This window comes from Streptomyces sp. NPDC025651 (assembly GCF_055558735.1).
In genome coordinates this window covers 312807-339330 of sequence record NZ_JBVHLZ010000009.1, presented here as the reverse complement: position 1 = coordinate 339330, position 26524 = coordinate 312807, and the positions used below count along the sequence as shown (strand labels likewise).

Here is a 26524-nt window from a genome sequence, read left to right as displayed (position 1 = left end):
GCTCTACGGGTGTGCGGAGGGCTCAGCGCCTCAGTGGACGCCCAGCCATCCTTCGATGGGGTTGAGGGCGAAGTAGACGATGAAGATCACCGTCAGGCCCCACATGAAGGCGCCGATCTCACGGGCCTTGCCCTGGGCGATCTTGATGGCGACCCAGGAGATGACGCCCGCCGCGACACCGGTGGTGATGGTGTACGTGAAGGGCATGAGCACCACGGTCAGGAAGACCGGGATGGCGGTGGCGCGGTCGGCCCAGTCGACGTGCCGGGCGTTCATCATCATCATCGCTCCGATGACGACGAGCGCGGCGGACGCGACCTCCTGCGGCACGATCGCGGTGAGCGGCGTGAAGAAGAGGCAGGCCGCGAAGAACAGGCCGGTGACGACCGAGGCGAGACCCGTGCGGGCGCCCTCGCCGACGCCGGTGGCGGACTCGACGAAGACCGTCTGTCCCGAGCCGCCCGCCACACCGCCGATGGCACCGCCCGCGCCGTCGATGAACAGCGCCTTGGACAGTCCGGGCATGCGGCCCTTGTCGTCGGCGAGGTTGGCCTCGGTGCCGACGCCGATGATGGTGGCCATCGCGTCGAAGAAGCCGGCGAGCACGAGCGTGAAGACGATCATGCCGACGGTCATCGCGCCGACCTGGCCCCAGCCGCCGAACTCGACGTCGCCCATGAGCGAGAAGTCGGGCGTGGAGACCGCGCTGCCGTGCAGTTCGGGGGCGCCGTTCGCCCACTGCTTGGGGTCGATCACGTCGAGGGCGTTCAGGATGACGGCCACGACCGTGCCGGTGACGATGCCGATCAGGATCGCGCCGGGGGTGTTGCGCGCCTGCAGCATGAAGATGAGGAGCAGGGTGCCCGCGAAGAGCAGGACGGGCCAGCCCGCGAGTTCACCGGCGGGGCCGAGCGTGAGCGGGGTCGCCTTGCCCTGGTGGACGAAGCCGCCCTTGACCAGGCCGATGATGGCGATGAAGAGGCCGATGCCCATGGTGATGCCGTGCTTGAGGGCGAGCGGGATCGCATTCATGATCATCTCGCGCAGCCCGGTGACCACGAGAAGCATGATCACCACGCCGTACATCACACACATGCCCATGGCCTGCGGCCAGGTCATCTCGGGTGCGACCTGCGAGGCGATCACGCCGGACACGGAGAGCCCGGCGGCGAGCGCGAGCGGCACCTTGCCGACGAAGCCCATGAGGAGCGTGGTGACCGCCGCGGCGAGCGCCGTCGCGGTGATCAGGGCCTTCTGGCCCATGGTGTCCCCCGCCGCGTCCTTGCCGGACAGGATCAGGGGGTTGAGCAGGACGATGTACGCCATCGCCATGAAGGTGGTGATGCCGCCGCGCACCTCACGCGCGACCGTGGATCCTCGCCGGGATATGTGAAAGTACCGATCGAGCCAAGACCTGCCGGCGGGGACGCGCGAGCCGTGGCCCGCGTCCTCTGCGGTGGTCTTCGGCTCCACTGACGACTGGGTCATGGTGCCTACTCCCAAGGTTCACAGGGGCACCCGCAGAGCTGCGGGATTTGGGATGGTGCGTTGGCTGCACGACCCGGGGGACGGCCCGAGACGAACGACTTCTCCCACAAAGAGAAGGGGAGTTGAGCTCCGAGCGGTGTGGGCGGGAAGTGTGACGTTCCGGGAGGCACACACCGCTCGGAGGGACTTGCTGATCCCCGAGCGGGGGATCAGATCCCCGGAGGGATCACGTACCGGTGAGGTGCTCGGGGCGCACCGGCGTCTTGTTGAGCTCCAGACCCGTGGCCGCGCGGATCGCCGCGAGGACGGCCGGGGTCGAGGAGAGGGTGGGGGCCTCGCCGATGCCGCGTACGCCGTAGGGCGCGTGCGGGTCGGCGAGCTCCAGGTAGTCGACCGGGATGGTCGGGGTGTCGAGGATGGTCGGGAGCAGGTAGTCCGTGAAGGAGGGGTTCTTCACCTTCGCGGTCTTCGGGTCGACGATGATCTCCTCCATCACCGCGACGCCCAGGCCCTGCGTGGTGCCGCCCTGGATCTGGCCGATGACGGAGAGCGGGTTGACCGCCTTGCCGACGTCCTGGGCGCAGGCCAGCTCGATGACCTTGACGAGGCCGAGCTCGGTGTCGACCTCGACGACCGCGCGGTGCGCGGCGAAGGCGTACTGGACGTGGCCGTTGCCCTGTCCGGTGCGCAGGTCGAAGGCCTCGGTGGGGCGGTGCCTGAACTCCTCCTCCACCTCCACGGCCTCGTCCTCCAGGACGTCCACGATCGTGGCGAGGGCCTCGCCGCCGTCGGTGACGACCTTGCCGCCCTCCAGGAGGAGTTCGGCGCTCGCCCAGGCCGGGTGGTACGAGCCGAACTTGCGCCGGCCGATCTCCAGGACCCTCTCGCGGACGATCTCGCAGGAGTTCTTGATGGCGCCGCCGGTCATGTACGTCTGACGGCCCGCGGAGGTCGAGCCCGCCGAGCCCACCTGGGTGTCGGCGGGGGCGATGGTGACCTGCTGGACGCCGAGCTCGGTGCGGGCGATCTGCGCGTGGATGGTGACGCCGCCCTGGCCGACCTCGGCCGCCGCGGTGTGGACCGTGGCCACGGCCTCGCCGTTGATGACCTCGATGCGGATCTTCGCGGTCGAGTAGTCGTCGAAGCCCTCGGAGAAGCCGACGTTCTTGATGCCGACCGCGTAGCCGACGCCGCGGACGACGCCCTCGCCGTGCGTGGTGTTGGACAGACCGCCGGGCAGCGCGCGGACGTCGGCGCCCTCGCTGGACTCCCACTGGCGCTCGGGCGGCATGGGGCGGGCCTTGACCCGGCGCAGGAGTTCGGCGACGGGAGCGGGCGAGTCGACCGGCTGGCCGGTCGGCATGATGGTGCCCTGCTCCATCGCGTTCTTCTGCCTCAGCTCCACCGGGTCCATGCCCAACTTCGCCGCCAGCTTGTCCATCTGGGCCTCGTACGCGAAGCACGCCTGGACCGCGCCGAAGCCGCGCATGGCGCCGCAGGGCGGGTTGTTGGTGTAGAGGCCGATCGCCTCGATCTCCACGTCGTCGATGACGTACGGGCCGACCGAGAGGGACGAGGCGTTGCCGACGACCGAGGGCGTCGACGACATGTACGCGCCGCCGTCCAGGACGATCTTGCACTTCATGTGCGTGATCTTGCCGTCCTTGGTGGCGCCGTGCTCGTAGTAGAGCTTGGCCGGGTGCCGGTGGACGTGGCCGAAGAAGGACTCGTACCGGTTGTAGACCATCTTCACCGGCTTGCCCGTGCGCAGGGCGAGCACGGAGGCGAGGATCTGCATCGAGATGTCCTCGCGGCCGCCGAACGCGCCGCCGACGCCGGCCATCGTCATGCGGACCTTCTCCTCGGGCAGGCCGAGGCAGGGGGCGATCTGCTTGAGGTCCGAGTGCAGCCACTGGGTGGCGACGTACAGGTCGACGCCGCCGTCCTCGGCGGGCACCGCGAGGCCGGACTCCGGGCCGAGGAAGGCCTGGTCCTGCATGCCGAAGGTGTACTCGCCCCTGACGATCACGTCGGCCTTCTTCGCGGCCTCGGCGGCGTTGCCGCGGATGATCGGCTGGCGGTGCACGATGTTCGGGTGCGGGACGTGCCCGGCGTGGTGGTCGCCGCGGTTCTCGTGGACCAGGATCGCGTCGGGAGCGGTCGCGGACGCCTCGTCCGTGATGACCGGGAGCTCCCGGTACTCGATCTTGATCTTCGCGGCGGCGCGGCGCGCGGTCTCCGGGTGGTCCGCGGCCACCAGCGCGACCGGCTCGCCGTGGTGGCGGACCTTGCCGTAGGCGAGGACGGGGGTGTCCTGGTACTCCATGCCGTAGTTCTTCGCGGCCGGCAGGTCGTCGGCCGTCAGGACGGCGTAGACGCCCGACAGGGCCAGGGCCTCGGAGGTGTCGATGGACACGATCTCGGCGTGCGCGACGGTGGAGCGCAGGGCCTGGCCCCAGATCATCTCCTCGTGCCACATGTCGGAGGAGTAGGCGAATTCGCCGGTGACCTTCAGGGTGCCGTCGGGGCGCAGCATCGACTCGCCGACGCCGCCCTTGGTCTGGGAGCCCTGGGTGACGTTGGCGGGGATGCCGGTGGTGGTGCCAGCCATGATCAGACCGCGCCTTCCTGGAGTCCTTGACGATCCTGACGGGCCGCGGCCAGGCGGACCGCGTCGAGGATCTTCTCGTAACCGGTGCAGCGGCAGAGGTTGCCGGACAGCGCCTCGCGGATGTCCGCGTCCGAGGGCGTGTCGTTGCGCTCCAGGAGCTCGTCGGCCGCGACGAGCAGACCGGGGGTGCAGAAGCCGCACTGGACGGCACCGGCGTCGATGAACGCCTGCTGGATCGGGGAGAGTTCGGCGCCCTCGCCGGTCTGCGAGTCCTGCCCCTTCGCCTTCCACTGCTGGGCGTCCTGGAGCGAGGTGCCGCAGGCGCCGGAGGCGCAGCCGCCGCCGGGGTGGGCGCTCTCGCGGTGCTTGGCGTAGTCGGCGAGGCCCTCGACGGTGGTGACCTCACGGCCCTCCACCTGTCCGGCCGCGACCAGGCACGAACACACCGGCACGCCGTCGAGGCGGACGGTGCAGGAACCGCACTCACCCTGCTCACAGGCGTTCTTGGAACCCGGCAGACCCATGCGCTCGCGCAGCACGTACAGAAGGGACTCGCCCTCCCAGACGTCGTCGGCTTCCTGTTGACGGCCGTTGACCGTGAAGTTCACGCGCATTATGCGACTCCCTCAGTGCTGCGGCCCTGGCCGCGGTACGACTCCCAGGTCCAGCCGAGCGTGCGGCGGGCCATGATCCCGACGGCGTGACGGCGGTAGTTCGCCGTGCCGCGCACGTCGTCGATCGGGTTGGCGGCTCCGGAGGCGAGCTCCGCGAACTGCTTGGCGATCGAGGGGGTGATGATCTTCTTGCTGTCCCAGAAGCCGCCCTCTTCGAGCGCCGCGTTCAGGAACTCCTCGGCCGCCTTCGCCCGGATGGGCGTCGGGGCGGCGGAGCCGATGCCGGTCCGCACGGTGCGGGTCTCGGGGTGCAGCGCGATGCCGAACGCGCACACGGCGATGACCATGGCGTTGCGGGTGCCGACCTTGGAGTACTGCTGCGGTCCGTCCGCCTTCTTGATGTGCACGGACTTGATGAGCTCGTCGGCGGCGAGCGCGTTGCGCTTCACGCCGGTGTAGAACTCGTCGATCGGGATCAGGCGCGAGCCGCGCACCGACTCCACCTCGACCTCGCAGTCGGCGGCGAGCAGCGCCGGGTGGGCGTCGCCGGCCGGGGAGGCCGTGCCGAGGTTGCCGCCGACGCCGCCGCGGTTGCGGATCTGCGGGGACGCGACCGTGTGCGAGGCGAGGGCCAGACCGGGAAGCTCCGTGCGCAGCTCCTCCATGATCTGGGTGTACGGGACGGAGGCACCGAGCCGGACCGTCTCCTCGCCCACCTCCCACTCGCGCAGTTCGACGATGCGGTTGAGGTCAAGCAGGTACTCGGGACGACGGTGGTCGAAGTTGATCTCGACCATCACGTCGGTGCCACCCGCAATCGGCACAGCCGTGGGGTGCTCGGCCTTGGCGGCGAGCGCCTCCTCCCAGCTGGCGGGGCGAAGGAAGTCCATGAGGCTCTCTTCTTCGTATCGAGGGTCGTTCGCTTCGAGGGACGGAGAGATTCCGTTGGGGGACTCCGTTCAGGCCACTCGGGCCTTTGGTCCCTCGACTGCTCGTTCATGTGCTGTTAACGCGGAGTGGGCCCAGTACACCGCCCGGTCCTCCGATGGGGTCAGTCACCGAAACCATGAAGGAGTTGGCTGGCCAAGGGACGCGTCTTGTAGATTCGTATGAAGAACGGGCCTCAGTAACCTCGCGGAATCCCCCGGGAAACCGGAGGCGCCCCACGGCGCAGGCCCCCGGCTCTACGGGGCCCACCTGCTTGTACACCACATTCGAGACAGATCGGCGGCGACGACACCATGCGGCTGCGCGCACTCCTTGACACCGACGCGCTGGGCCTGCGGCTGCTCGGCGGCGAGGACGAACTCGACCGCACCGTGCGCGGTGTGATGACCACGGACCTGCGGGACCCCAGCCGCTATCTGACCGGCGGCGAGCTGGTCCTGACGGGCCTCGCCTGGCGCAGGGACGCCTCGGACACCGAGCCGTTCGTACGCATCCTCGCGAACGCCGGGGTGGCGGCCCTGGCCGCCGGTGAGGCCGAGCTCGGCGACGTCCCCGACGACATCGTCGAGGCCTGCGCCCGGCACCGCCTGCCGCTCTTCGCGGTCAACGAACGCGTCGCCTTCGCGACGATCACCGAGCACGTCGTACGACAGGTATCCGGCGAGCGCGCGGGCGACCTGGCGGCCGTGGTCGACCGGCACCGCCGCCTGATGACCTCGGGCCCGGCGGGCGGCGGCCCCGACGTCGTCCTCGACCTGCTCGGCAGCGACCTGGACCTGCGCGCCTGGGTGCTCTCGCCCGCGGGGCGCGTCATCGCCGGGTCGAGCGCGGCGGGCACGACGTTGCCGGGCGCCCTGTGCGCTCGGCTCGCCGGGGAGCACCTGGCGGCGACCAGGACGGGGCGGCGGGGGCCGCACCGGGTGACGGTGGACGGAGTGACGTACTCGCTGTTCCCCGTGCGGACGAGGGGGCACCTCCCCTCGGTGGAGGGGGGAGGCCGGGGGACGGCCGGCGCCTCGCGCGACGTGCGTGAGACGGTGCTCTCGGACTGGGTGCTCGCCGTGGAGGCCGACGCGGGCGACTGGCCCGAGGAGCGGCTCGACCTGCTGCAGGGCGTGACACAGCTGATCGCGGTGGAGCGCGACCGGCGCGACGCGGCCCGCACGGTCCGCCGCCGCCTGGCCCAGGAGGTCCTGGAGCTGGTGCAGACGGGCGCCGCGCCCGCGGAGATCGCCGCGCGTCTGCGCGTGGCGGCGCCGGTCCTGCTGCCCGGCCTCGGCGCCGCCCCGCACTGGCAGGTCGTGGTGGCCCGTGTGGAGTGGGAGGGCGGGGACATCGACGGCGGCCCGGTGGCCCAGTCGCTCCTGGAGGAGATCCTCGTCGACCCTTCCCCGAGTTCTCGGACCGACGCGAACAGGGGAGGCCCCATCTCGGCCGGACCCGAGCCCTCGGACCGGATCGCGGTCGCGCACACCGGCGGCGAGGCCATCGCGCTCGTGCCGCTGCCCGCGGTCACGGGCGAGCAGGACGGCTCGGAGACGGGTCTGCTCGCGGACGCGCTCCTCGCCTCCGTCCACGACCCCCTGTCGGCGGGCCTCGCCGACGACGGCCGCCTCACGCTGGGCGTCAGCGCGTCCGTGCACTCGGCGGAGGGGCTGCGCGGCGCCCTCGAGGAGGCTCGGCACGCCCGCAGGGTCGCCGCGGCACGCCCCGGCCGGGTCTGCGCGGCGGGACACCAGGAGCTGGCCTCGCACGTCCTGCTGCTGCCCTTCGTCCCGGACGACGTGCGCCGGGCGTTCACGGCACGGCTCCTGGACCCCCTGCGCGAGTACGACCAGCGGCACCGCGCCGAGCTGATCCCGACCCTGGAGGCGTTCCTCGACTGCGACGGCTCCTGGACCCGTTGCGCCACGCGGCTGCACCTCCACGTCAACACGCTGCGCTACCGGGTGGGCCGTATCGAGCAGTTGACGGGCCGTGACCTCTCGCGCCTCGAGGACAAGCTCGATTTCTTCCTCGCCCTGCGTATGAGCTGAGCAAATCCCGCACGAGCCGACCGGAGGCGACACGTCGCCGGTCGGCTCGAACCCCGTTCCTTGCCCGCCCTTTGTGAATTCTTTCACCCAGCCTCTTGGCCGGACGCCGGGATCCATGCTGAGATTCGCCCACGACTCAACAGCTCAATGGTGTGCTCGGGGAGGGCAACGTGGCGCATACCGCCATGTCTGGTACCGGAACGACTGCAGAGCACGATCCACTCCAGACCGCGGTATGGCGGCTGCGCTCGCGCGGCTGCTGGACCGACGCTGCGGCGCTGTTGGCCTCGCGGACCGGGGTGGCACCCGCACTTCAGCGAACGGCACTCCTCGTCGAGCGGTGCCTGTTCACCGGGGACGGCTGGGGCGAGGCCGAGGACGGCCTGCGCACCGCGGAGGCGCTCGCCGAGAACGACGACGACCGCGGCGCGGCGGCCTGCGAGCGGGGCCAACTGGCGTACGCGTCAACGGTCCTGGGCGTACGCGACCGGGCCGACGAGGCGCGCACCGCGCTCGGCAGGGCGGCCGCACTGCTCGCCCCGAACGCCCCGGGGCGGCCGCTGCTCGACTTCCGCAGGGGGCTGATCGCGGAGCACATCGCGGACTCGCCGCAGGCCGCGAAGGCCGCGTACCGCAGGGCGCACGCGGGCGCCACGGCGCACTCCGACTCGCTGCTGCTCTCCTTCACCTGGCGCCATCTCGCCGGACTCGCCCTGCGGGACGGGGAGTTGGCGGAGGCGCGGCACGGCTTCGCCGAGTCCCTGCGCCTCCGCGAGGAGCTCGGCTACCTGGTCGGTACGGCGCCCGCGCTCGCCGCGCTCGCGGACGCGGAGCCGGAGCCGGAGGCCACCCGGCTGCGGGCCGAGGCGACCCGCCTCTTCCGGCTCCTGGGCGGGGTGCCGTCCTGGCTGGCCCAGCACCTGACGCCGCCCGCGCCCGCCGTGTGAGCACGCGACCCACCGGCCGTGCGGCCGGTGGGTCGACTGCCGGGAACGCGCGGCCGCGGTCAGCGCCGCACCGGGCACTTCTTCCAGGAGAAGTGGTACTTGGTGGTGAAGTCGCCGTCCGTGGAGTCCATGGCGATGAAGCTGTTGGTGTTGACCGTGTCGGAACGGCCGCCGTTCACCAGCAGTTCGGTGTTGACGTTGAAGTTCCGCTGCTCGCCGCAGGGCGCGTGCACGATCGCGTGGATCGGCGTGGTGTCGGAGACCTGCCAGTTGCCCTGGCGCTGGCCGTGGAAGCGGTGGGTGCGGTACGTCGTCCGGGACATGCCCTGGAAGTAGTAGTTGGCCTGCTGCGTGGCGCTCGCGCCCTTGTGCAGGTTCATGAAGCCGCGGTAATCGGCCTTGGCGACGGCGTAGGTGAAGCCCTGCGGGGCGTGCACGTTGAGGCCGAGCTGGCAGTTCTTGCGGAAGTCGGTCGGCTTGGCCCCCTTGCCCACCTGGGCGAGGTACTCGCTGTAGGTGACGGTGAAGGCCGTGTTGTCCGGGGCGACGGCCACGGTCGCGGTGCCGGGGCGGCAGCCCGAACCGTTGACGGAGACGAGGTCGATGGTGACCTTGCCGGGCGGGGCGAGGACGGCGGGGGCCTGCGCGCTCCCCGCGGCCGGAGTGAAGGCGGCGACGAGGGCCGCCGTGGCGCCACCGATGAACACCGTTCTGAACATGGGGGGTCCCTTCCGATCGTTCGACGCGCCCGCTCGAACCATTCGGCAGGTCGCTGAACGTCACCGGAGTCGACCACAATGTGACTCTCCGTGGTGGTATCCACGCCGGAGGAGGATCACCGCCGGGTGATCGGCACTCTCAGGCCGCGGCACCCTTGAAGTGCTCCCTGACCAGGGCGGAGACAACACCCAGGTCCTGGGCCGCCAGGGCGTCGAGGAGGGCCATGTGCTCCGCGGCGTCCGCCACCAGATCGGCCCTCCTGCCCGCGACGGGGCCGCTCACCAGGGGCCACTGCGAGCGCCTGTGCAGATCGTCCGCGACCTGCACCAGCTGCTGGTTGCCCGCGAGGGAGAGCACCGCGCCGTGGAAGGCGCGGTCGCACTCGGCGTAGCGCGCGAGGTCACCGACCGCGGCGGCCGCCGCGGTCGCCTCGGCCAGCGGCCGCAGCTCGGCCCAGCGCGCCGCCGGCACCGAGCGGGCGAGCCGCAGCATCACCGGCACCTCTATCAGCGCGCGCACCTCGGCCAGCTCCGCGAGCTCCCGGCCGCTGCGCTCGGTGACCCGGAAGCCGCGGTTGGGCACGACCTCCACGGCGCCCTCGACGGCCAGCTGCTGCATCGCCTCGCGCACGGGCGTCGCGGAGACGCCGAAGCGCTCGGCGAGCACCGGCGCCGAGTACACCTCGCCGGGGGTGAGTTCGCCGCCGACCAGGGCGGCGCGCAGCGCGTCCAGGATCTGCCCGCGCACCGAGGTGCGCCGGACCGTGCGCCGTGGCGCCTCGGGCTCGCCGTGCGTGTGTTCCCCGCGGGCCTCCCCCGCCGGCCTGCGGGTCTGTACGCCCGCCTGCTCCGGCACCCGGACGCGCGGCGCCCGGGCGTCGGGCTCCGCCCCACGCCCTCCGGTCTCCTCCACGACGTCCACCCGCGTCCGCCCGCCCTGCCTCTGTCCGCTCCGAAAGGTACGAGAGGCACCATAGGCGGACAGGACTGCAGTTGAAACCTCGATCACGTCGGGTAAGGTAAGGCTAACCTGCAATCGATCGCGATTCGGTGGTCCCCGCATGTCCGTCCCCACCTTGGCCGCGCCGCCCTCCCCGGGCGCCCCCAGTGCCGTAGCGGACTCCTACGCCCGCCTCACCGAGGTGTTTCCCGGGCTGTGCGTCACCGAGCTCGCTCCCGAGGAACAGGCCCCCCAGGGCGGCGGCTGGGTCACCGCCGCCCGGCTCGCGGAGGGCGGGGCCGACCTCGACGCGTTTCTCGCCTGGGACAACGCGCAGGTCCTGAAGGACTACGGCACCCAGGCGCGCCCCGACGTGGTGGCCAGTTTCGGACTGCACCGCTACGCCTGGCCGGCCACCCTGCTCATCACCGTCCCGTGGTTCCTGCACCGCCGCGTCCCGCGCTTCCCGGTGGCGAACGTCTCCTTCCAGCGGACGCTGGGCCGTATGGCCGTACGCACGGACGGCTTCGCCTGCCTCCCGGGCGATCCGGCCGCGACCCTGCCCGGCGCCCGCGTCGTACCGGACGAGGAGGCCCTGCGCGCCGAGGTGCGGGCCGCGGTCGCCGAGCACCTGGGCCCGCTCCTCGACGGCTTCGGCCCGCGGATGCGGCGCCGCTCGCGCGCCCTGTGGAGCGTCGCCACCGACGAGATCGTCGAGGGCCTCTGGTACATCGCGCACCTCCTCGGCGAGGAGCGGCGGGCCATGGAGGAGCTGGAGCGGCTCCTGCCCGGCGCCACCAAGCCGTACGTGGGCACGGCGGGCTTCCGGGAGCTGACGGGTCCGAACGGCGAGGCGCTGCCGACCCGCGACCGGGCGAGCTGCTGCATGTTCTACACGCTGCGCCCCGAGGACACCTGCGTCACCTGCCCGCGCACCTGCGACGCGGAGCGCATCGCGCGCCTCAGCGCAACCGCTTCCTCCTGAACCACCCTTTCGCGCGCGTTTAATCGAACTCAACTCCGCCCCACCCGGCGGGAGTTCGACGAAAAGTGCGCTCTGCGTGCTCCCTTGCACCCCCTTGGCGTTCTCTTGCCCCGAAACCCCCTGAGGGGCATCGGGATTGGGCCACTATGGCGCCCGATACGCCCTACCGCGATTGCAAGGGACCCCAGATGAGACTGACCGACATATCGCTGGACTGGCTGCTCCCCGGCGGCGTCCTGCTCCTGGGCATGCTGGTGGCGGTGGCGGTGCTCACACGCGGCAAGCGCGCGCAGGAGAAGGCGGCCACGAGCGACGACTCGTGGGAACGCAGCGAGGAACGCCGCAGACGCAAGGAAGCCATCTACGGCACCGCCTCCTACGTGCTGCTGTTCTGCTGCGCCGCGGTCGCCGCCGCGCTCTCCTTCCACGGCCTGGTCGGCTTCGGCCGACAGAACCTCAGCCTCTCCGGCGGCTGGGAGTACCTCGTCCCCTTCGGCCTCGACGGCGCGGCGATGTTCTGCTCCGTCCTCGCCGTGCGCGAGGCCAGCCACGGCGACGCCGCGCTCGGCTCGCGGCTGCTCGTGTGGACGTTCGCGGGCGCGGCCGCCTGGTTCAACTGGGTGCACGCGCCACGGGGGTTGGGACACGCGGGCGCCCCGCAGTTCTTCGCCGGGATGTCGCTGTCGGCCGCGGTGCTCTTCGACCGCGCGCTCAAGCAGACCCGCAGGGCGGCGCTGCGCGAGCAGGGCCTGGTGCCCAGGCCGCTGCCGCAGATCCGCATCGTGCGGTGGCTGCGCGCGCCCCGCGAGACCTTCGGCGCCTGGTCGCTGATGCTCCTGGAAGGCGTACGCACCCTGGACGAGGCCGTCGAGGAGGTGCGGGAGGACCGCCGCGAGAAGGAGCGCACGCGACTGCGCAGGCGCGACCAGGAGAAGCTGGAGCGCGCCCAGCTCAAGGCGATCAGCCGCGGCCACCGGGGCTACCCCCGGGGCGGCGGCCGTCAGGTGGAGATGCAGGCCGTCGCTCCGTCCGCCGGGTCCGCGCAAGTCGGCGCGGACCCTGCCATAGCGGCGCAGGAACAGCTGCCGGTGCGCGCCCGACCCTCCCTCCAGGCCGTCAAGGGCGGCCCTGAGAGTGCCGCCCCCGTCACCGTCGACCTGACGGCGGAGGACGACACGATGACCCTGCCCCGGCTCGACTCGCTGGAGCAGAAGCTGAAGGACCTGGAGCAGCAGTTCGGCTGATCGCACCAGGTCAGGCCCGTGGCGTGACAGGACGTCACGGGCCCGGCGGCGGCGGGGGTCACACCACGCCGCCGCCGCTCAGCTCGAACCACACCACCTTCCCCACCCCGTGCGCCCGCACGCCCCACGAGTCGGCCAGGGACTGCACGAGGACCAGGCCCCTGCCGTGCGTACCGTCGTCGGCGTTCGGTACCCGCGGCTGGGGGCGGCGCCCCACGAAGTCCCTCACCTCGACCCGGAGTCCGCGTGGACTCACGGTCGCGGTGACGATCGCGTCGTGATCGGTGTGCACCAGTGCGTTCGTGACCAGTTCACTGGTGAGGAGCTCCGCTATCTCGGATCCGCCCGGTTTTCCCCAGTGCCGCAGAAGATCCCTCAGGGCCTTCCTGACCTCGGCCACCGCACGCAGATCCGCTCTCCCCAGCCGGCGCCTCAGCTGGATCCCGTCGGATCCGTCCGGCGCCTCCCCGGTCGTCTCGTCCCGTACCTTCGAAGAGGCCCCGATTCCCCCGGGGCCTCCCCCACGTGACTGCCTCGTCATGACCCCCGCCCACCAAGCGATGACCCGGCCTCCCTGCTCGAACAACCTCACGGAATGCATGCCCCGGGCCGCACCCCGCACTCCTGTCGAATCGTCAATCAACGGCGGGGGTGCGCCCCGGGGATGAGGGGAAGTGAAGCGGTGGACCCCCACCGCCGAGCGTTCCGAGGAGCCCGAGTGCACGACGACAGACTGCTGGTGGAAGGCCGCCTGGAGCGGGCGCTGCGCCAGTTCATCCGCCCCGCCCAGTACGCGCTCCGGGCGCCGCTCGCCCTCTCCGTCTGGCACGCGCCGGGCGAGCCCGTGCCCGTCGCGACCGCTCTCGAAGCCGCGTACGAACCCTTCGAGACGGGCACGGAGTGGGGAAATCCCTGGTCCACAAGTTGGTTCCGGCTTCAAGGACAGGTGCCCGACGCGTGGCGGGGGCGCCGCGTCGAAGCGGTCGTCGACCCCGGCTTCTCCGGCGAGGGGCCCGGCTTCCAGGCGGAGGGGCTCGTGTACGACGCGTCGGGCGTTCCCCTGAAGGGGATTCACCCGTGCAATCGGCATATTCCAGTGGCCGACCTGGCGCGGGGCGGCGAAACGGTGCACCTACTCCTGGAGGCGGCGGCCAATCCGGCCGTCCTGCACGACTTCGTGCCGACCCCCCTCGGCGACGTACTGACCGCAGGCAATACCCCGATCTACCGATTCGCGTCTGCCGATCTCGCCGTACTGGACGAGGAGGTCTGGCAGTTGGTCTTGGACATCGAGGTCCTCTCGGAGCTCATGGGTGAACTGGACCCCGACCGTCCGCGCCGGCACGAGATCCTGCGGGCCCTGGAGGACATGCTCGACGCGCTCGATCTGCACGACGTGTCCAACACGGCGGCCGCGGCGCGCGCCGAACTCGCCGGCGTCCTGGCGAAGCCCGCCCACGCCAGCGCACACCGCGTATCGGCAACCGGACACGCGCATATCGACTCGGCGTGGCTGTGGCCGCTGCGCGAGACGGTGCGCAAGGCCTCGCGCACCTTCGCCAATGTGACGGCCCTGGCCGAGGAGTATCCGGAGCTGGTCTTCTCCTGCTCGCAGGCCCAGCAGTACGCCTGGGTCAAGGAGCACCAGCCGCACATCTGGGAGCGCATCAAGAAGGCCGTGGCGGACGGGAACTGGGCGCCCGTGGGTTCCATGTGGGTCGAGTCGGACGCCAACATGCCCGGCGGCGAGGCGCTCGCGCGGCAGATCACGCACGGCAGGCGCTTCTTCCGCGAGGAGTTCGGCGTCGAGACGGAGGAGATCTGGCTGCCGGACTCCTTCGGATACACCGCCGCCTTCCCGCAGTTGGCGAAGCTCGCGGGCATCCGCTGGTTCCTCACGCAGAAGCTGAGCTGGAACCAGTCCAACAAGATGCCGCACCACACCTTCTGGTGGGAGGGCATCGACGGCACCCGGGTCTTCACCCACTTCCCGCCCGTGGACACCTACAACTCGCAGTTCCACGGCTCCGAACTCGCCCACGCCGAGCGGAACTTCGCCGACAAGGGCCGCGCGACACGCTCTCTGGTGCCGTTCGGCTGGGGCGACGGCGGGGGCGGCCCCACCCGCGAGATGATGGAGCGCGCCCGGCGGCTGCGCTCCCTGGAGGGCTCGCCGCGCGTCGAGATCGAGAAACCGTCGGCGTTCTTCGCGGCGGCCGAGGAGGAGTACGGCGCCCAGGCCCCGGTCTGGTCGGGCGAGCTGTACCTGGAGCTGCACCGCGCGACGTACACCACCCAGGCGGCGACCAAGCGTGGCAATCGTCGCAGCGAACACGCCTTGCGCGAGGCGGAGTTGTGGTGCACGGCCGCCGCGGTGAACGACCCGGCGTACGTCTATCCGTACGACACGCTCGACCGCCTGTGGAAGACGGTGCTGCTGCACCAGTTCCACGACATCCTGCCGGGCTCGTCGATCGCCTGGGTGCACCGGGAGGCCCGCGAGACCTACGAGCGCGTCCTGGCCGAGCTCGACGAGCTCACCCTCGCGGCCGCGCGCTCCCTCGGCGCGGGCGGCCCCGCGGCGCTCAACGCGTCGCCCTATCCGCGCAGCGAGGTCGTCGAGACCGGCGACGGCACGCTGGTGCACGTCTCCGTGCCCGCGCTCGGCACCCGGAGCCTGGACGCCGCCGCGGCCTTCACCCGGGAGCCGGGCACGGGCGTGTCCGCGCTGACGGACGGCACGGCGATCGTGCTGTCGAACGAGCATCTGCGGGTCACCGTCGACGCGGCCGGACTCCTCACCTCCGTACGGGACCTGGCGCAGGGCCGTGAGGTCCTCGCGGCCCCCGGCAACCTCCTCCAGCTGCACCCCGACCACCCCACGCACTACGACGCCTGGGACCTCGACCGGCACTACCGGCGCCGGCACACCGACCTCACGGACGCCGAGTCCGTCGAGCTCGTCGAGGACGGGCCGCTGCGGGTCGCGGTGCGGGTGGTGCGGGCCTTCGGGGACTCGCGGATCACGCAGGAGATCCGCCTCGCGGCAGGCAGCAGGCGCGTGGACGTCGTCACGGACGTCGACTGGCGGGAGTCGGAGAAGGTCCTCAAGGCCGCGTTCCCGCTCGACGTGCACGCCGAACGGTCCGCCGCCGAGATCCAGTTCGGCCATGTGCACCGGCCCACGCACGCCAACACCGGCTGGGACGCGGCTCGTTACGAGATCTGCGCGCACCGCTGGCTGCGGGTGGCCGAGGAGGGGTACGGGGTCGCGGTGCTGAACGACTCGACGTACGGCCATGACGTGACGCGCACGGAGCACGGCGGGACGCTCGGCACGACGGTGCGGCTGACCCTGCTGCGGGCCCCGCACAGCCCCGACCCGGAGACCGACCAGGGCACGCACCGCTTCACGTACGCGCTGCTGCCGGGGGCCACGACCGGTGACGCGGTGCAGGAGGGGCTCGCGCTCAATCTGCCGCTGCGGGTGGCGGACGCGCCGGTGCGGAAGTCCTTGGTGAGCGTCGACCATCCCGCGGTGACCGTGGAGTCGGTGAAGCTGGCGGACGACCGGAGCGGGGATGTCGTGGTTCGGCTCTATGAATCGCGGGGTGGGCGGGCCTCGGCCGTGCTGAGCACGTCGTTCCCTGTGGCACGGGCGGAAGTCACGGATCTGTTGGAGCGGCCTCTGCGGGAGGCTGAAACGGGCGAGGCCGGGCTTGGCCTCGCGTTGCGCCCGTTCGAGATCGTGACGCTGCGGCTGCGGCCCGCGTGAGCCTGTCGGGGCCTGTGTGAGTCTGCGGGTTGTTTGTGGTTGAGCGCGCAGTTCCCCGCGCCCCTTTCAGGGACGCGTCGGTGCCCGGCCCGAAAATCGGGCCGGGCACCGACGAAAGGCGTGTGCCCTGACTCAGAGCAGGTCGATGTCGACGTCGAGGACCAGGTCCAGGAGGCCCTGGACGCCGAGGTCGAGGTCGATGTCGGCGTCCAGGCCGAGCGCGACGATCAGGTCCGCGTCGAGCCGCGTGCCCACGGCGAGGTTGGCGTCGACGTCGAGGGCGGCGTCCACCATGACACCGGCGTCGACGTCCACGTTCGTGGACAGGCAGGCGCCGAGCGAGGCGTCGAGGTCGGCGATGAGGCCGGCGTTCAGGATGATGCCGTCGTTGCCGAGCTTGATGGTGGCGTTGGTCGTGCCCTCCGCGAGGACGACCTCGGCGGCCGACGGGTTGGCGACGGCACCGATGCGGACGTTGGCCTTGGCCCCGACCTTGGCGGTGATCGTGCCGGTCCTGATGTCCACGGCGACGTTCGAGATGCGGACCTTCTTGGCGCCCTTCGACAGCTCGATGCCGCCGTTGAGCATGACCTTGCCGCCGAGGATCTTGCCCTGCTTGTGCGAGATCTTGCTGCCCTTGCCGACCTTCAGCTCGACGGCACCGTCGACGTCGACCGCACCTCCGACAGCCGCGGCCACGATGCCGTGGGCCTCCAGGTCGAGGGCGGCGTTGAGGTCGAGGGAGAGGCCCGCACCGATCAGCGGGGTGTCCGGGCTCGGCGCCACGGAGGTGGCGGCGGGCGCCTTGTCGGGGGTCGCGGCGAGCGCGGCGGGGGCGGTGACTCCGGAGATCAGCAGCGCGGCGACGGCGACGGCGGAGACGCGACGGTAGGACGACATGGGTGTCACGGACCTTCCTGTGGAGAAAGTGTGATGGTCACTTGGTGACATTTCCGCGCCGCGCCGGGGAGTCCTCCGCCCGGCCGCCTCTTCCACTCGTACGGCGCAGGCGCGGATCGGGCCGCACACGCGCCGCTGTCGTGTCTTGTACGAGGTCAGGGCCTCGGTACGTTGCGCAGATTCGATCGGGCCATCTGCACCATCCGGCCCACGCCGCCGTCCAGGACGATCTTGCTGGCGGAGAGCGCGAAGCCCGTCACCATCTCCGAGCTGATCTTGGGCGGGATGGAGAGGGCGTTCGGGTCGGTGACGATGTCGACGAGCGCCGGGCCCTTGTGCGCGAAGGCGTCCTTCAGGGCGCCCGCGAGCTGCTTGGGCTTCTCCACGCGTACGCCGTAGGCCCCGCAGGCACGGGCGACGGCCGCGAAGTCCGGGTTGTGGTTGGCCGTGCCGTACGACGGCAGGCCCGCCACCAGCATCTCCAACTCGACCATGCCCAAGGAGGAGTTGTTGAAGAGGACGACCTTCACCGGCAGGTCGTGCTGGACGAGGGTGAGGAAGTCGCCCATCAGCATCGAGAAGCCGCCGTCGCCCGACATCGAGACGACCTGGCGGCGCCGGTCGACGAACTGGGCGCCGATCGCCTGCGGCAGGGCGTTGGCCATCGAGCCGTGGCTGAAGGAGCCGATGATGCGGCGCTTGCCGTTGGGGGTGAGATAACGGGCGGCCCACACGTTGCACATGCCCGTGTCGACGGTGAACACCGCGTCGTCGGCGGCGAGTTCGTCGAGGACCGAGGCGACGTACTCGGGGTGGATCGGGACGTGCTTCTCGACCTTGCGCGTGTACGCCTTGACGACGCCTTCGAGGGCGTCGGCGTGCTTCTTCAGCATCTTGTCGAGGAACTTGCGGTTCGTCTTCGGCGAGATCCGCGGGGTCAGACAGCGCAGGGTCTCGCGCACGTCGCCCCAGACCGCGAGGTCCAGCTTGGAGCGGCGGCCCAGGTGCTCGGGCCTGATGTCCACCTGGACGATCTTCACGTCGTCGGGCAGGAAGGCGTTGTACGGGAAGTCCGTGCCCAGCAGGATCAGCAGGTCGCACTCGTGGGTGGCCTCGTAGGCCGCGCCGTAGCCGAGCAGTCCGCTCATGCCTACGTCGTACGGGTTGTCGTACTGGATCCACTCCTTGCCGCGCAGGGCGTGGCCCACCGGGGACTTGACCTTCTCGGCGAACTCCATGACCTCGGCGTGGGCGCCCGCGGTGCCGCTGCCGCAGAAGAGGGTGACCTTGTCGGCCTCGTCGATCATCGCGGCGAGCTTCTCGATCTCGGCGTCGCCGGGGCGCACCGAGGGGCGGGAGGTGACGAGGGCGGTCTCGGCCGCCTTCTCCGGGGCGGGCTCGGAGGCGATGTCGCCGGGCAGCGAGACGACGCTGACGCCGGACTGGCCGACGGCGTGCTGGATGGCGGTCTGCAGCAGCCGGGGCATCTGCTTCGGGTTGGAGATCAGCTCGCTGTAGTGGCTGCACTCGCGGAACAGCTGGTCGGGGTGGGTCTCCTGGAAGTAGCCGAGGCCGATCTCGCTGGAGGGGATGTGGGAGGCGAGGGCGAGGACCGGGGCCATGGAGCGGTGCGCGTCGTACAGGCCGTTGATGAGGTGGAGGTTGCCGGGGCCGCAGGAGCCCGCGCAGGCGGCCAGCTTCCCGGTGACCTGGGCCTCGGCGCCGGCGGCGAAGGCGGCGGTCTCCTCGTGCCGCACCTGGATCCAGTCGATCGCCTTGGTCCTGCGGATCGCGTCCACGACCGGGTTGAGGCTGTCGCCGACGACCCCGTACAGGCGCTTGACGCCCGCGCGGACGACGATGTCGACGAACTGCTCGGCGACGTTCTGCTTGGCCATGCTGCACGCACCCTTTCGAACCCGTGAACCCTTTGATCGCTCTGTGGTCCATGAATTCACAGGTGCGGCGGTCATGCCTCCCAAACGGCGGCGGCGGTCCTGTCGTCCGCGTACCCCTTCACCCTGACCTGGATGTCGGCCAGGAAGGCGGCGAGTCCCGGCGGGCCGCTCTTCTCCCACCTGCGGGTGAGGTGTTCGGCGAGCTCGGGCTCGCCGCGCAGCGGTTCGGCGAGGCCGCCGCTGCACAGGACGAGCGTGTCACCCGGGCGGGCGACCGAGGCGCGGAAGCGGAAGGGCTCGCGGGGTGGCTCGGGCGCGGGTTCGTAGGGACTCGGGGGTGTGGTGATGCCGAGGTCCATCGTGAGGCGGTCGCCGTCCCCGCTCTCGGCGGGCAGCGAGCCGAAGCCGACCACGGCGTCGCCGGTGGCGTCGGCGACGCGGGGCTCGATGTCCTGCCACTCGCCGCCGCGGAGCCGGAAGAGGCCGCCCGAACCGACGCCGAAGAAGACGCGGGTGCGGCACTCGGGGTCGGCGGGCAGGAGGAGGCAGCGCAGGGAGGCGGCGTACTCCTCGGGTTCCAGGCCGAGGTCGGCGGCGCGGGCGCGGAGTTTGCCGAGGCTGCGGTCGGTGAGGCGGTGCAGGCCCGACTTGAGGTCGCCGCGGCGGGCGGCCCTGATGTCCTCGGCGAGGCGGCGGTGGCTGCGGCCCACGGCCCTGCCGATCCACTCGCAGGCCTCGGCGGCGGCGCGGTGCGCGCCCGGGGTCGCGCGGGCGCCGGTGGCCATGGCGACGAGCACCAGGGCGTTCTCGCCGGTGCCGAAGCGGGCGGTGAGCAGGGAGTCCCTGCGGGGCTCGCCGCGGTACCTGGCGGAGTCGCCGCGTACGGAGGCGGCGCGCAGGGTGCAGGATCCGTACCGCGCGCCGTCCAGCACGGTGTCGGCGATGAGGTCGTCCAGGTTGTCGGGGTCGGCCGCGGGCAGGACGGTGGGCTCGGCCTCGTAGGTGGGCGGCCCGTCCCCCACGTAGGCGAGGGGGGCCGGAGGGGTTCCTTCCCCGGCGGGTCCCCGCGCCTCCCCCTCCGCCGGGCGGGCGCCCGGCGGCGCGGTGGACCGCTCGGGCCCTCGGGAGGTGGGGACGGCTCCGCGGGGCTCTTCGGTGGACGGAGTCGAATACCCACCGCCCTCCCCCGCGGCCCCTGTCCCGAAGGTCACGGGCCCGCCGGGAGCGGTGGGCAACTCCCAGGGCGAGGGCCCACCGCCCGGCACCGCCCCGGCGGGGGCCGACACATAGGGCCCGGCGGAGGCATGCGGCTCAGGCATCGCACGAGTCCCACCAGAGCGATGGGACACAGGCCCCGCGCCGGACCCACCAGCGCCATGCGACACAGGCCCCGCGCCGGAGCCGCCAGAGGCATGCGGCTCGGTCTTCCCGTCGGACCCACCGTCCGCACCTGCAAAGCCCCCGCTCGCCGGGAGCGCCGCCTGCGGCAGCCCCGCGACTGCGGGGCCGGGCGCGGGGGGCGACCCGGGAGCGGTCGGCACGGCCGCGGGGCCCCGCGCATCCGGGGGCCAAGGGCCAGAAGGGGCTTGCTCATCCGGGGGCCGAGAGCCAGAGGGGACTTGCCCTTCCGGAGGCCGCGCGCCCACAGCGTTCCGCGCATCCGCAGGCCACGAGCCACCAGAGCCCTCAACCTCCGACACCCCCGCACCCGCAGAACCCTGCGCTTCCGGAGGCCGCACGCCCGCGGGACCTTGCCCTTCCGGAGGCCGCGCGCCCGCAGGGCCCCGCCCATCCGGGGGCCAAGGGCCAGAAGGGGCTTGCTCTTCCGGGGGCCGAGAGCCAGCGGGGCCTTGCGCTTCCGGAGGCCATGGACCCGCGGGGGCCTGGGGCCGTGGGGTCGCGGGGGTCGGTGTTGGCCGGGGGCGCGTGCCCTCGCTGTCGCGTGGCTCCGGGAGGTGGGCGCTCCCGCGGCCCCATGCCTCCGGAGGCCACGGGGCGTCTCCGGAACCTTGTGCCTCCGGGGGGCCTTCGTTCCCGTCGTCCTGTGGTGAGGGGAACCCTTCCTTCACCGTGCTCGCCGCCGAGGCGAATCTGTCGTCGAGGGTGTCCGGTGCGGGTGTCGGGCCCGTGTCCTGCGCGGAGTCGTCGTACAGCTGCCCCCACCAGTCGTCGTCGCGACCGGTGCGCCTCTCCCCCTGCTGGCTCATGCCCCTATTTTCCACCGCTGAGGGCGTACGAAAACGGTGCATCCGGAAATTCCGGCCGGAAGGGGGCGGACAGAGGGCCGCCGGGCGGGCCCACCCCCCACAGGAGGACCGCCCGGCGGTGCCGGTGTGGCTAGCGCACGTCGTAGGCGCGAGCCACGGTCTGTGTGACGGAGTTGCCCTTGGCGTCCGTCAGTTGGGCCCTGAGCCGGACCCGCTTGCCGGAGGCGCCCGCGTGGTCCACGGTGGCGCTCCACTTTCCGCCCTGTTCGGCGGTGGTGGCCGCCCGCCAGCTCTCGCCCTCGTCGTAGGAGTACGACAGCTTCACCTCGGTGAGCGCACCCGGCTTGTAGCCCGCGTGCCCCGTCACGCCGAGTTCAATCCGCTGCCCGTCCTTCGCGGGCAGGGTCTTCAGGCCATCCTCGGCGAGCGCGTACGTCGGGAAGAGCATCGGGATGCCCTGCGAGTACGCGGACTCGTCCAGGCGCGAGCGGAAGGACCAGGTCGTCTCCGTCGACGTCGACCGCTGCCAGACCTTCGAGCCGATCTTCTGGGTGCTCAGGGTGAGTTCGTACGCGGAGTCCTCCGCCGGCACCGTGAACACCCCGGACGGCCACCCCGACTCGCCCACGACCTCACCGTTCCGCTTCAGCCGCACGGAGCCGATGTCGCCGAAGCTGCCCTGGACTCCCGCGTGTTGCGCGTCCGACCAGAAGCCGGGCGCCACGCCGATCAGGTTGCCCTGCCGCTCACCCGCAAGGGCCTGCTCGCCCGCGGCGTCGCGCGGCGCGCCGGGGGTGAGGACGCCGTCGTACCAGGTCTCGCCGCGCCGCTCGCCCTTCTTGTACGTACGCACCGGGTCGATCATGAACTCGCCGTACGGGAAGCTGCTGGACACCTGGTGGCCCCAGCCGGTCGTGCCCGCCGAGTAGTACTCGGTGCGCCGTCCGGGGGCAGGGACCGAGGCGATGTCGCCGAAGTAGATCTCCAGGCCGGTGGGGCGGACCGCCGACGGCAGGTCCACGTAGTCCGTGGCCTGGCCCATCGCCCGGTACGTCGCCTCGTTCGCGGCGAGGTCCTTGTCCCGCACGCGGTAGGTGCGGTCGTCGCGGATCCGGCCCGTCTCGGGGAACGCCAGGTTGTAGGCGTAGGGGCTCTTCGCCGTCGCCTTCCACTTCAACTCGACGGTACCGGAGGCGAGTCGGGCGAGGAGGTACGCCGCCTCGCCCGTCGGGACGCCGAGGACCGGCAGCGGGGATCCGGTGAAGCCCGCGGACGGATACCAGCGGCCGGGGGCGGCGCGGTGGGCGAGGACGGCGACGGCGCCCGCCTTCTTCGCCTCGGCCGCCACGGCTGCCGCCTCGCCGCTGTCGGGGACCTTCACGAGCGCGACCCTGCCCTTGACCCCGGCGGCGGCCAGCTCCTCGGCCGTGCCGGACCTGGCGTCGACGAGAGCCGCCCTGCCGGTGCCGTCGAGGTTGGCGGAGCCGGTCGAGGCCGTCAGCGGGTGGAGCGTCCTGCCGCCCGCCACGGCGAGTTCGGAGATCTGGGGCGCCGCGGCGCGCCAGTAGCTGCCGGACTCGAAGGTGCCGTCGGACGCCTTGCCCTCGACGAGCTGGTAGTAGCCGCGGATCGTGCGCGGCCCCGCCGCGGTGCCCGCGTGCAGCCAGTTGTCCCTGCCCCAGGTGCGGGCGAAGGCGAGGGTGGCGCCGCGCACTTCGGACGCCTTGTCGGTCCTGACGGCGAGGCGGTGGGCCTTGCGTGCGTCGAGGGTGATCGTCGTGTCCTTCTCGACCTCGGCCTGGGGGCGCGCGATGTGGGTGAGGGAGTCGGTCAGCCTGCCGTCGCCGCCCGCGTCGGGGGTCGCGATGAATCCCGTCAGGAAGTAGGCGCCGGGGCGGACTTGGTACGTCTGGTCGTGCGCGCCCTCGTTGAAGCGGCGCTCGCCGCTCGCGGTGTCCGTGCCGATGAGGTCGACGGATGACGGTCCGTCAGCGGGCTTGCCGTTGCGGTCGATCAGCTTCACGCGGAGGCTGACGGTCTCCGGCTGGACGTAGAGGGAGAAGGGGGTGGAGACGCGGGTACCGCCGTCCGCCGCGGCCAGCACGCGACCCGTGATGTCGCCGTACTGGGAGCGCTTGAGGTCCGCGTCGGGGGTGAGCAACAGCGGGACCTTCACGGTGGCGCCCGCCGGGACGGTCACGGTGCGCGCGCCGAGCTTCGCGACGCCGGAGCGCACGGCGGTGCCGTCGTTGCCGGTGACGTCCTGGAGCGACAGCTTCAACTTCACTGTTCCGTCGGTGGTGTTGGTGTACGGCACGTCGACCGAGGTGCGGTCCGAGGAGTCCTGGGGCCAGCCGAAGCTGCCGCCCTGCACCGCCGGGGAGCCGAGCACCTTCTGGTCGATCGCGGCCTTGGCGTCGAGCCGTCCGCCGCCGGTCTCGCGCGCGTCGCCGGGGATGCCGCTGTCCGCGGACGACACGAGGGCCGCCTTGACCTGCCGCGCACTCCAGTCGGGGTGGCGCTGCTTGACGAGGGCGGCGGCGCCCGCGACGTGCGGGGCCGCCATCGACGTACCGCTCATGGACTGGTAGGCGTAGGGGCCCCGGCCGCCCGCCGCGGCCGCGGAGATGCCGACGCCGGGCGCGGCGATCTCCGGCTTGAGGGTGTGCGAGCCGTGGGCGGGGCCGCGGCTGGAGAAGTTCGCGGTGGTGTCGTCGCGGTCGACGGCTCCGACGGTGAGCACGCTCGGCGCGCAGCCGGGCGAGGAGACGGAGTCGAGGGTCGGGCCCGTGTTGCCCGCCGCGATGACGAAGAGGGTGTCCTCCGCGGACTGCGCGAGCTCCTCGGTCGCCGTGCTCATCGGGTCGGTGCAGTCGGTCCGCGCCGGGTTGCCGAGGCTCATCGAGATGACGTCGGCCTTCTGGTCGACGGCCCACTGCATGCCCGCGATGATCCACGAAGTGGCGCCGGAGCCGCTGTCGCCCAGGACCTTGCCGTGCAGCAGTTCGGCGCCGGGCGCGACGCCCTTCTTCTTGCCGCCGCTCGCCGCGCCGGAGCCGCCGACGGTGGAGGTGGTGTGGGTGCCGTGGCCCTGGCGGTCCTCGCCGTCCGGCGAGTCCGTGAAGTTCTTTGTCGCGCCGATGCGGCCCTTGAGGTCGGGGTGGTCGGCGTCGGCGCCGGTGTCGAGGACGGCGACCTTGGTGCCCTTGCCGTCGTAGCCGGCCGCCCAGGCCTCGGGTGCGTGCACCTGCTTCGTGGACCTGTCGAGGGTGGCCTCGACCTTGGCGTCGAGCCAGAGCTTCTTCAGGTGGGTGGCGGAACGGGACTTGGGGTTCGTGACCTCCGCCCAGAAGCGGGTGGCCTTCTTCTTGTCGGCCTTCAGGGCGACGCCGTCGACGGGCTCCAGGACGAGGCCCCGCTCGGCGCCGCGCGGTGTCGCGGGCAGCGAGCGCGCGACGTCGACGGACTTGTCGTACACGGCGATGAGCGGCAGCTTCTCGGCGTGCGCGTCGTCGTAGCCCTGGCGGACGAGCCCGGTGACGTTGAAGAGCTCCTCGTCGACCGTGCCCTCGGCGATGGCGTGGACGGCACCCTCGGGATAGACGTACAGGTCGTTGCCCGACTGTCTGGTCTGGATCAGCGGCGCCGTGCCGTCCTCGCCGGGCAGCGCGGCCGCCCCCGCTCTGCCCTTGCCGTCGGACGTCACCAGGATCCGGTCGCCGGTGACGAGGGTGACGACCGAGCCGCCCTCGCGCTGGGGGGCGCTGCCCACCAGTGGCCTCGTGTTCGCCGTGTCCGCGCGTGGCTCGGCCACGGACGGGACGGCCGCGGTGACGGCGAGGGCGACGGCGGACGCCGCCCCCAAGGCCGTACGCGATATCGGGCGCATCGCTCTCCCCAGGGGTAGGTGGGCATGCAGGACCGCAGGCCAGGACGGACCAAAGGCCGCAAAAGCGGCCGCGGTCGGTGCTGCGGTGGCGTCACCTTGTCATCGGGAAGGGTGGTGCGGGGATGATGTCCCCGGGCGGGTTTACGCCGTGGCTGCTTCCCGCCACGACGCCGTCGAACGGAGCACAGGGGAGGGACGTCGCCGCATGCTGGCTGCGATAGGTCTGGACGAGACGCACGAGTCGGCGTACCGGGCGCTGGTGTCGGTGGGCGCCGCCGACGTGCCCGATCTCGCGCGCAGGCTCACCCTCGGCGAACCGGAGACCGAGCGGACGCTGCGCCGCCTGGAGCGGCACGGGCTGGCCGCGCAGGCGTCGGGCAGGGCGGGCCGCTGGGTGGCCGCGCCGCCCGGCGTCGCGCTCGGCGCGCTCCTCACCCAGCAGCGGCACGAGCTGGAGAAGGCGGAGCTCGCGGCGACCCTGCTCGCCGAGGAGTACCGCGCGCAGGCCGCCGAGCCCACCGTCCACGACCTGGTCGAGGTGGTCACCGGGGCGGCCGCGGTCTCCCAGCGCTTCCTCCAGCTGCAGCTGGGCGCGAGCGACGAGGTGTGCGCCCTGGTGACCGGCAGCCCCGTCGCGATCACCGGCATGGAGAACAGCGCCGAGGAGCAGGCCACGGACCGGGGCGTCAGCTACCGCGTGGTGGTCGAGCGCACGGTCCTCGACCTGCCGACGGGCCTCGTCGAGCTGTCGACGGCGATCGGCCGCGACGAGCAGGTGCGGGTGGTGGACCGCGTCCCGACCAAGCTGGTCATCGCCGACGGCTCGCTCGCGATGGTGCCGCTCACCTCGCGGACGGCGGAGCCCGCCGCTCTCGTCGTGCACGCGAGCGGGCTGCTCGAATCCCTGACGGGCCTGTTCGAGGCGGTGTGGCGGGACGCGCTGCCGCTGCGCATCGGCGAGGACGGCAGGCTCACCGAGGACGCGCCGGAAGGCCCTGACGGCACCGACCTGGAGATCCTGTCGCTGCTCCTCGCGGGACTGACCGACGCCAGCGTCGCCAAGCAGCTCGACCTCGGGCTGCGGACGGTGCAGCGCCGGGTGAAGCGGCTGATGGAGCTCGCGGGCGTGACGACACGGCTCCAGCTGGGCTGGCACGCGTACGAGAGGGACTGGGTGGCACGCCGTTCCCCCACGCCCCGCGCCTGACCGGGGCCCCGCCCTGCCCCCGCCCCTCCGGAACCGACCGGGCCCCGCCCTGCCCCCGCCACCCCGCAACCGACCCGCGCCCCGCCCGCACCCGCCGCCTCGGGACTAACCTGACC

At 72.0% G+C, this 26524-nt stretch carries 17 protein-coding genes; 6 read left to right on the top strand and 11 right to left on the bottom strand.

What is annotated here, in order from left to right; genetic code table 11:
* Window positions 1-30 precede the first annotated feature (30 nt).
* The 4 genes from ACZ4D5_RS30195 to ACZ4D5_RS30180 form a co-directional block, all read right to left on the bottom strand.
* Window positions 31-1488, bottom strand: a complete 1458-nt coding sequence (locus ACZ4D5_RS30195) for an NCS2 family permease (RefSeq protein WP_467775601.1) — start codon at window positions 1486-1488, stop codon at window positions 31-33.
* A gap of 226 nt (window positions 1489-1714) precedes the next feature.
* Window positions 1715-4099 (bottom strand): xanthine dehydrogenase family protein molybdopterin-binding subunit, encoded by a 2385-nt coding sequence (locus tag ACZ4D5_RS30190; protein ID WP_467775600.1) that lies wholly within the window; start codon window positions 4097-4099, stop codon window positions 1715-1717.
* A gap of 2 nt (window positions 4100-4101) precedes the next feature.
* Window positions 4102-4713, bottom strand: coding sequence for a (2Fe-2S)-binding protein (locus tag ACZ4D5_RS30185; protein WP_467775599.1), 612 nt, complete (start codon window positions 4711-4713; stop codon window positions 4102-4104).
* Window positions 4713-5603, bottom strand: a complete 891-nt coding sequence (locus ACZ4D5_RS30180) for an FAD binding domain-containing protein (RefSeq protein WP_467775598.1) — start codon at window positions 5601-5603, stop codon at window positions 4713-4715. The genes ACZ4D5_RS30185 and ACZ4D5_RS30180 overlap by 1 nt, the downstream gene beginning before the upstream one ends.
* A 351-nt stretch (window positions 5604-5954) precedes the next feature.
* Here ACZ4D5_RS30180 and ACZ4D5_RS30175 point away from each other — a divergent pair, with 351 nt between their 5' ends.
* Window positions 5955-7697 (top strand): PucR family transcriptional regulator, encoded by a 1743-nt coding sequence (locus ACZ4D5_RS30175; protein ID WP_467775597.1) that lies wholly within the window; start codon window positions 5955-5957, stop codon window positions 7695-7697.
* A gap of 185 nt (window positions 7698-7882) precedes the next feature.
* Entirely contained in the window at window positions 7883-8644 is a 762-nt protein-coding gene (locus tag ACZ4D5_RS30170; protein ID WP_467775596.1) for a hypothetical protein, read from the top strand.
* A 59-nt stretch (window positions 8645-8703) separates the two neighbouring features.
* On the opposite strand, the gene ACZ4D5_RS30165 is transcribed toward ACZ4D5_RS30170, so the two are convergent.
* Window positions 8704-9363 (bottom strand): DUF4360 domain-containing protein, encoded by a 660-nt coding sequence (locus tag ACZ4D5_RS30165; RefSeq protein WP_467775595.1) that lies wholly within the window; start codon window positions 9361-9363, stop codon window positions 8704-8706.
* 139 nt (window positions 9364-9502) lie between these two features.
* The gene (locus tag ACZ4D5_RS30160; RefSeq protein WP_467775594.1) at window positions 9503-10285 is read right to left on the bottom strand and encodes a GntR family transcriptional regulator; all 783 of its coding nucleotides are present in this window, start codon (window positions 10283-10285) and stop codon (window positions 9503-9505) included.
* A 139-nt stretch (window positions 10286-10424) separates the two neighbouring features.
* Here ACZ4D5_RS30160 and ACZ4D5_RS30155 point away from each other — a divergent pair, with 139 nt between their 5' ends.
* Together ACZ4D5_RS30155 and ACZ4D5_RS30150 are read left to right on the top strand one after the other, a co-directional pair.
* Window positions 10425-11288, top strand: coding sequence for a (2Fe-2S)-binding protein (locus ACZ4D5_RS30155; RefSeq protein WP_467775593.1), 864 nt, complete (start codon window positions 10425-10427; stop codon window positions 11286-11288).
* 188 nt (window positions 11289-11476) lie between these two features.
* A complete protein-coding gene (locus ACZ4D5_RS30150) occupies window positions 11477-12532 on the top strand; it encodes a DUF2637 domain-containing protein (RefSeq protein ID WP_467775592.1) in 1056 nt (351 codons plus the stop codon).
* A gap of 58 nt (window positions 12533-12590) precedes the next feature.
* On the opposite strand, the gene ACZ4D5_RS30145 is transcribed toward ACZ4D5_RS30150, so the two are convergent.
* Window positions 12591-13073, bottom strand: a complete 483-nt coding sequence (locus ACZ4D5_RS30145; protein WP_467775591.1) for an ATP-binding protein — start codon at window positions 13071-13073, stop codon at window positions 12591-12593.
* Between the two features lie 177 nt (window positions 13074-13250).
* On the opposite strand from ACZ4D5_RS30145, the gene ACZ4D5_RS30140 reads away from it, so the two are divergent.
* Entirely contained in the window at window positions 13251-16307 is a 3057-nt protein-coding gene (locus tag ACZ4D5_RS30140) for an alpha-mannosidase (protein WP_467775590.1), read from the top strand.
* Between the two features lie 132 nt (window positions 16308-16439).
* Here the strand turns inward: ACZ4D5_RS30140 and ACZ4D5_RS30135 are convergent, their stop codons facing one another.
* From ACZ4D5_RS30135 to ACZ4D5_RS30120, 4 genes are all read right to left on the bottom strand, one after another.
* Window positions 16440-17207, bottom strand: coding sequence for a hypothetical protein (locus tag ACZ4D5_RS30135; protein ID WP_467775589.1), 768 nt, complete (start codon window positions 17205-17207; stop codon window positions 16440-16442).
* A 155-nt stretch (window positions 17208-17362) separates the two neighbouring features.
* Window positions 17363-19105 (bottom strand): pyruvate dehydrogenase, encoded by a 1743-nt coding sequence (locus ACZ4D5_RS30130; protein WP_467775588.1) that lies wholly within the window; start codon window positions 19103-19105, stop codon window positions 17363-17365.
* A gap of 71 nt (window positions 19106-19176) precedes the next feature.
* A complete protein-coding gene (locus ACZ4D5_RS30125; RefSeq protein WP_467775587.1) occupies window positions 19177-20844 on the bottom strand; it encodes a protein phosphatase 2C domain-containing protein in 1668 nt (555 codons plus the stop codon).
* 598 nt (window positions 20845-21442) lie between these two features.
* A complete protein-coding gene (locus ACZ4D5_RS30120) occupies window positions 21443-25201 on the bottom strand; it encodes a S8 family peptidase (protein ID WP_467775586.1) in 3759 nt (1252 codons plus the stop codon).
* 205 nt (window positions 25202-25406) lie between these two features.
* On the opposite strand from ACZ4D5_RS30120, the gene ACZ4D5_RS30115 reads away from it, so the two are divergent.
* Window positions 25407-26408 carry a helix-turn-helix domain-containing protein gene (locus ACZ4D5_RS30115; RefSeq protein ID WP_467775585.1) on the top strand — a complete coding sequence of 334 codons (1002 nt, stop codon included), beginning with the start codon at window positions 25407-25409 and terminating at the stop codon, window positions 26406-26408.
* The last annotated feature ends 116 nt before the right edge of the window (window positions 26409-26524 follow it).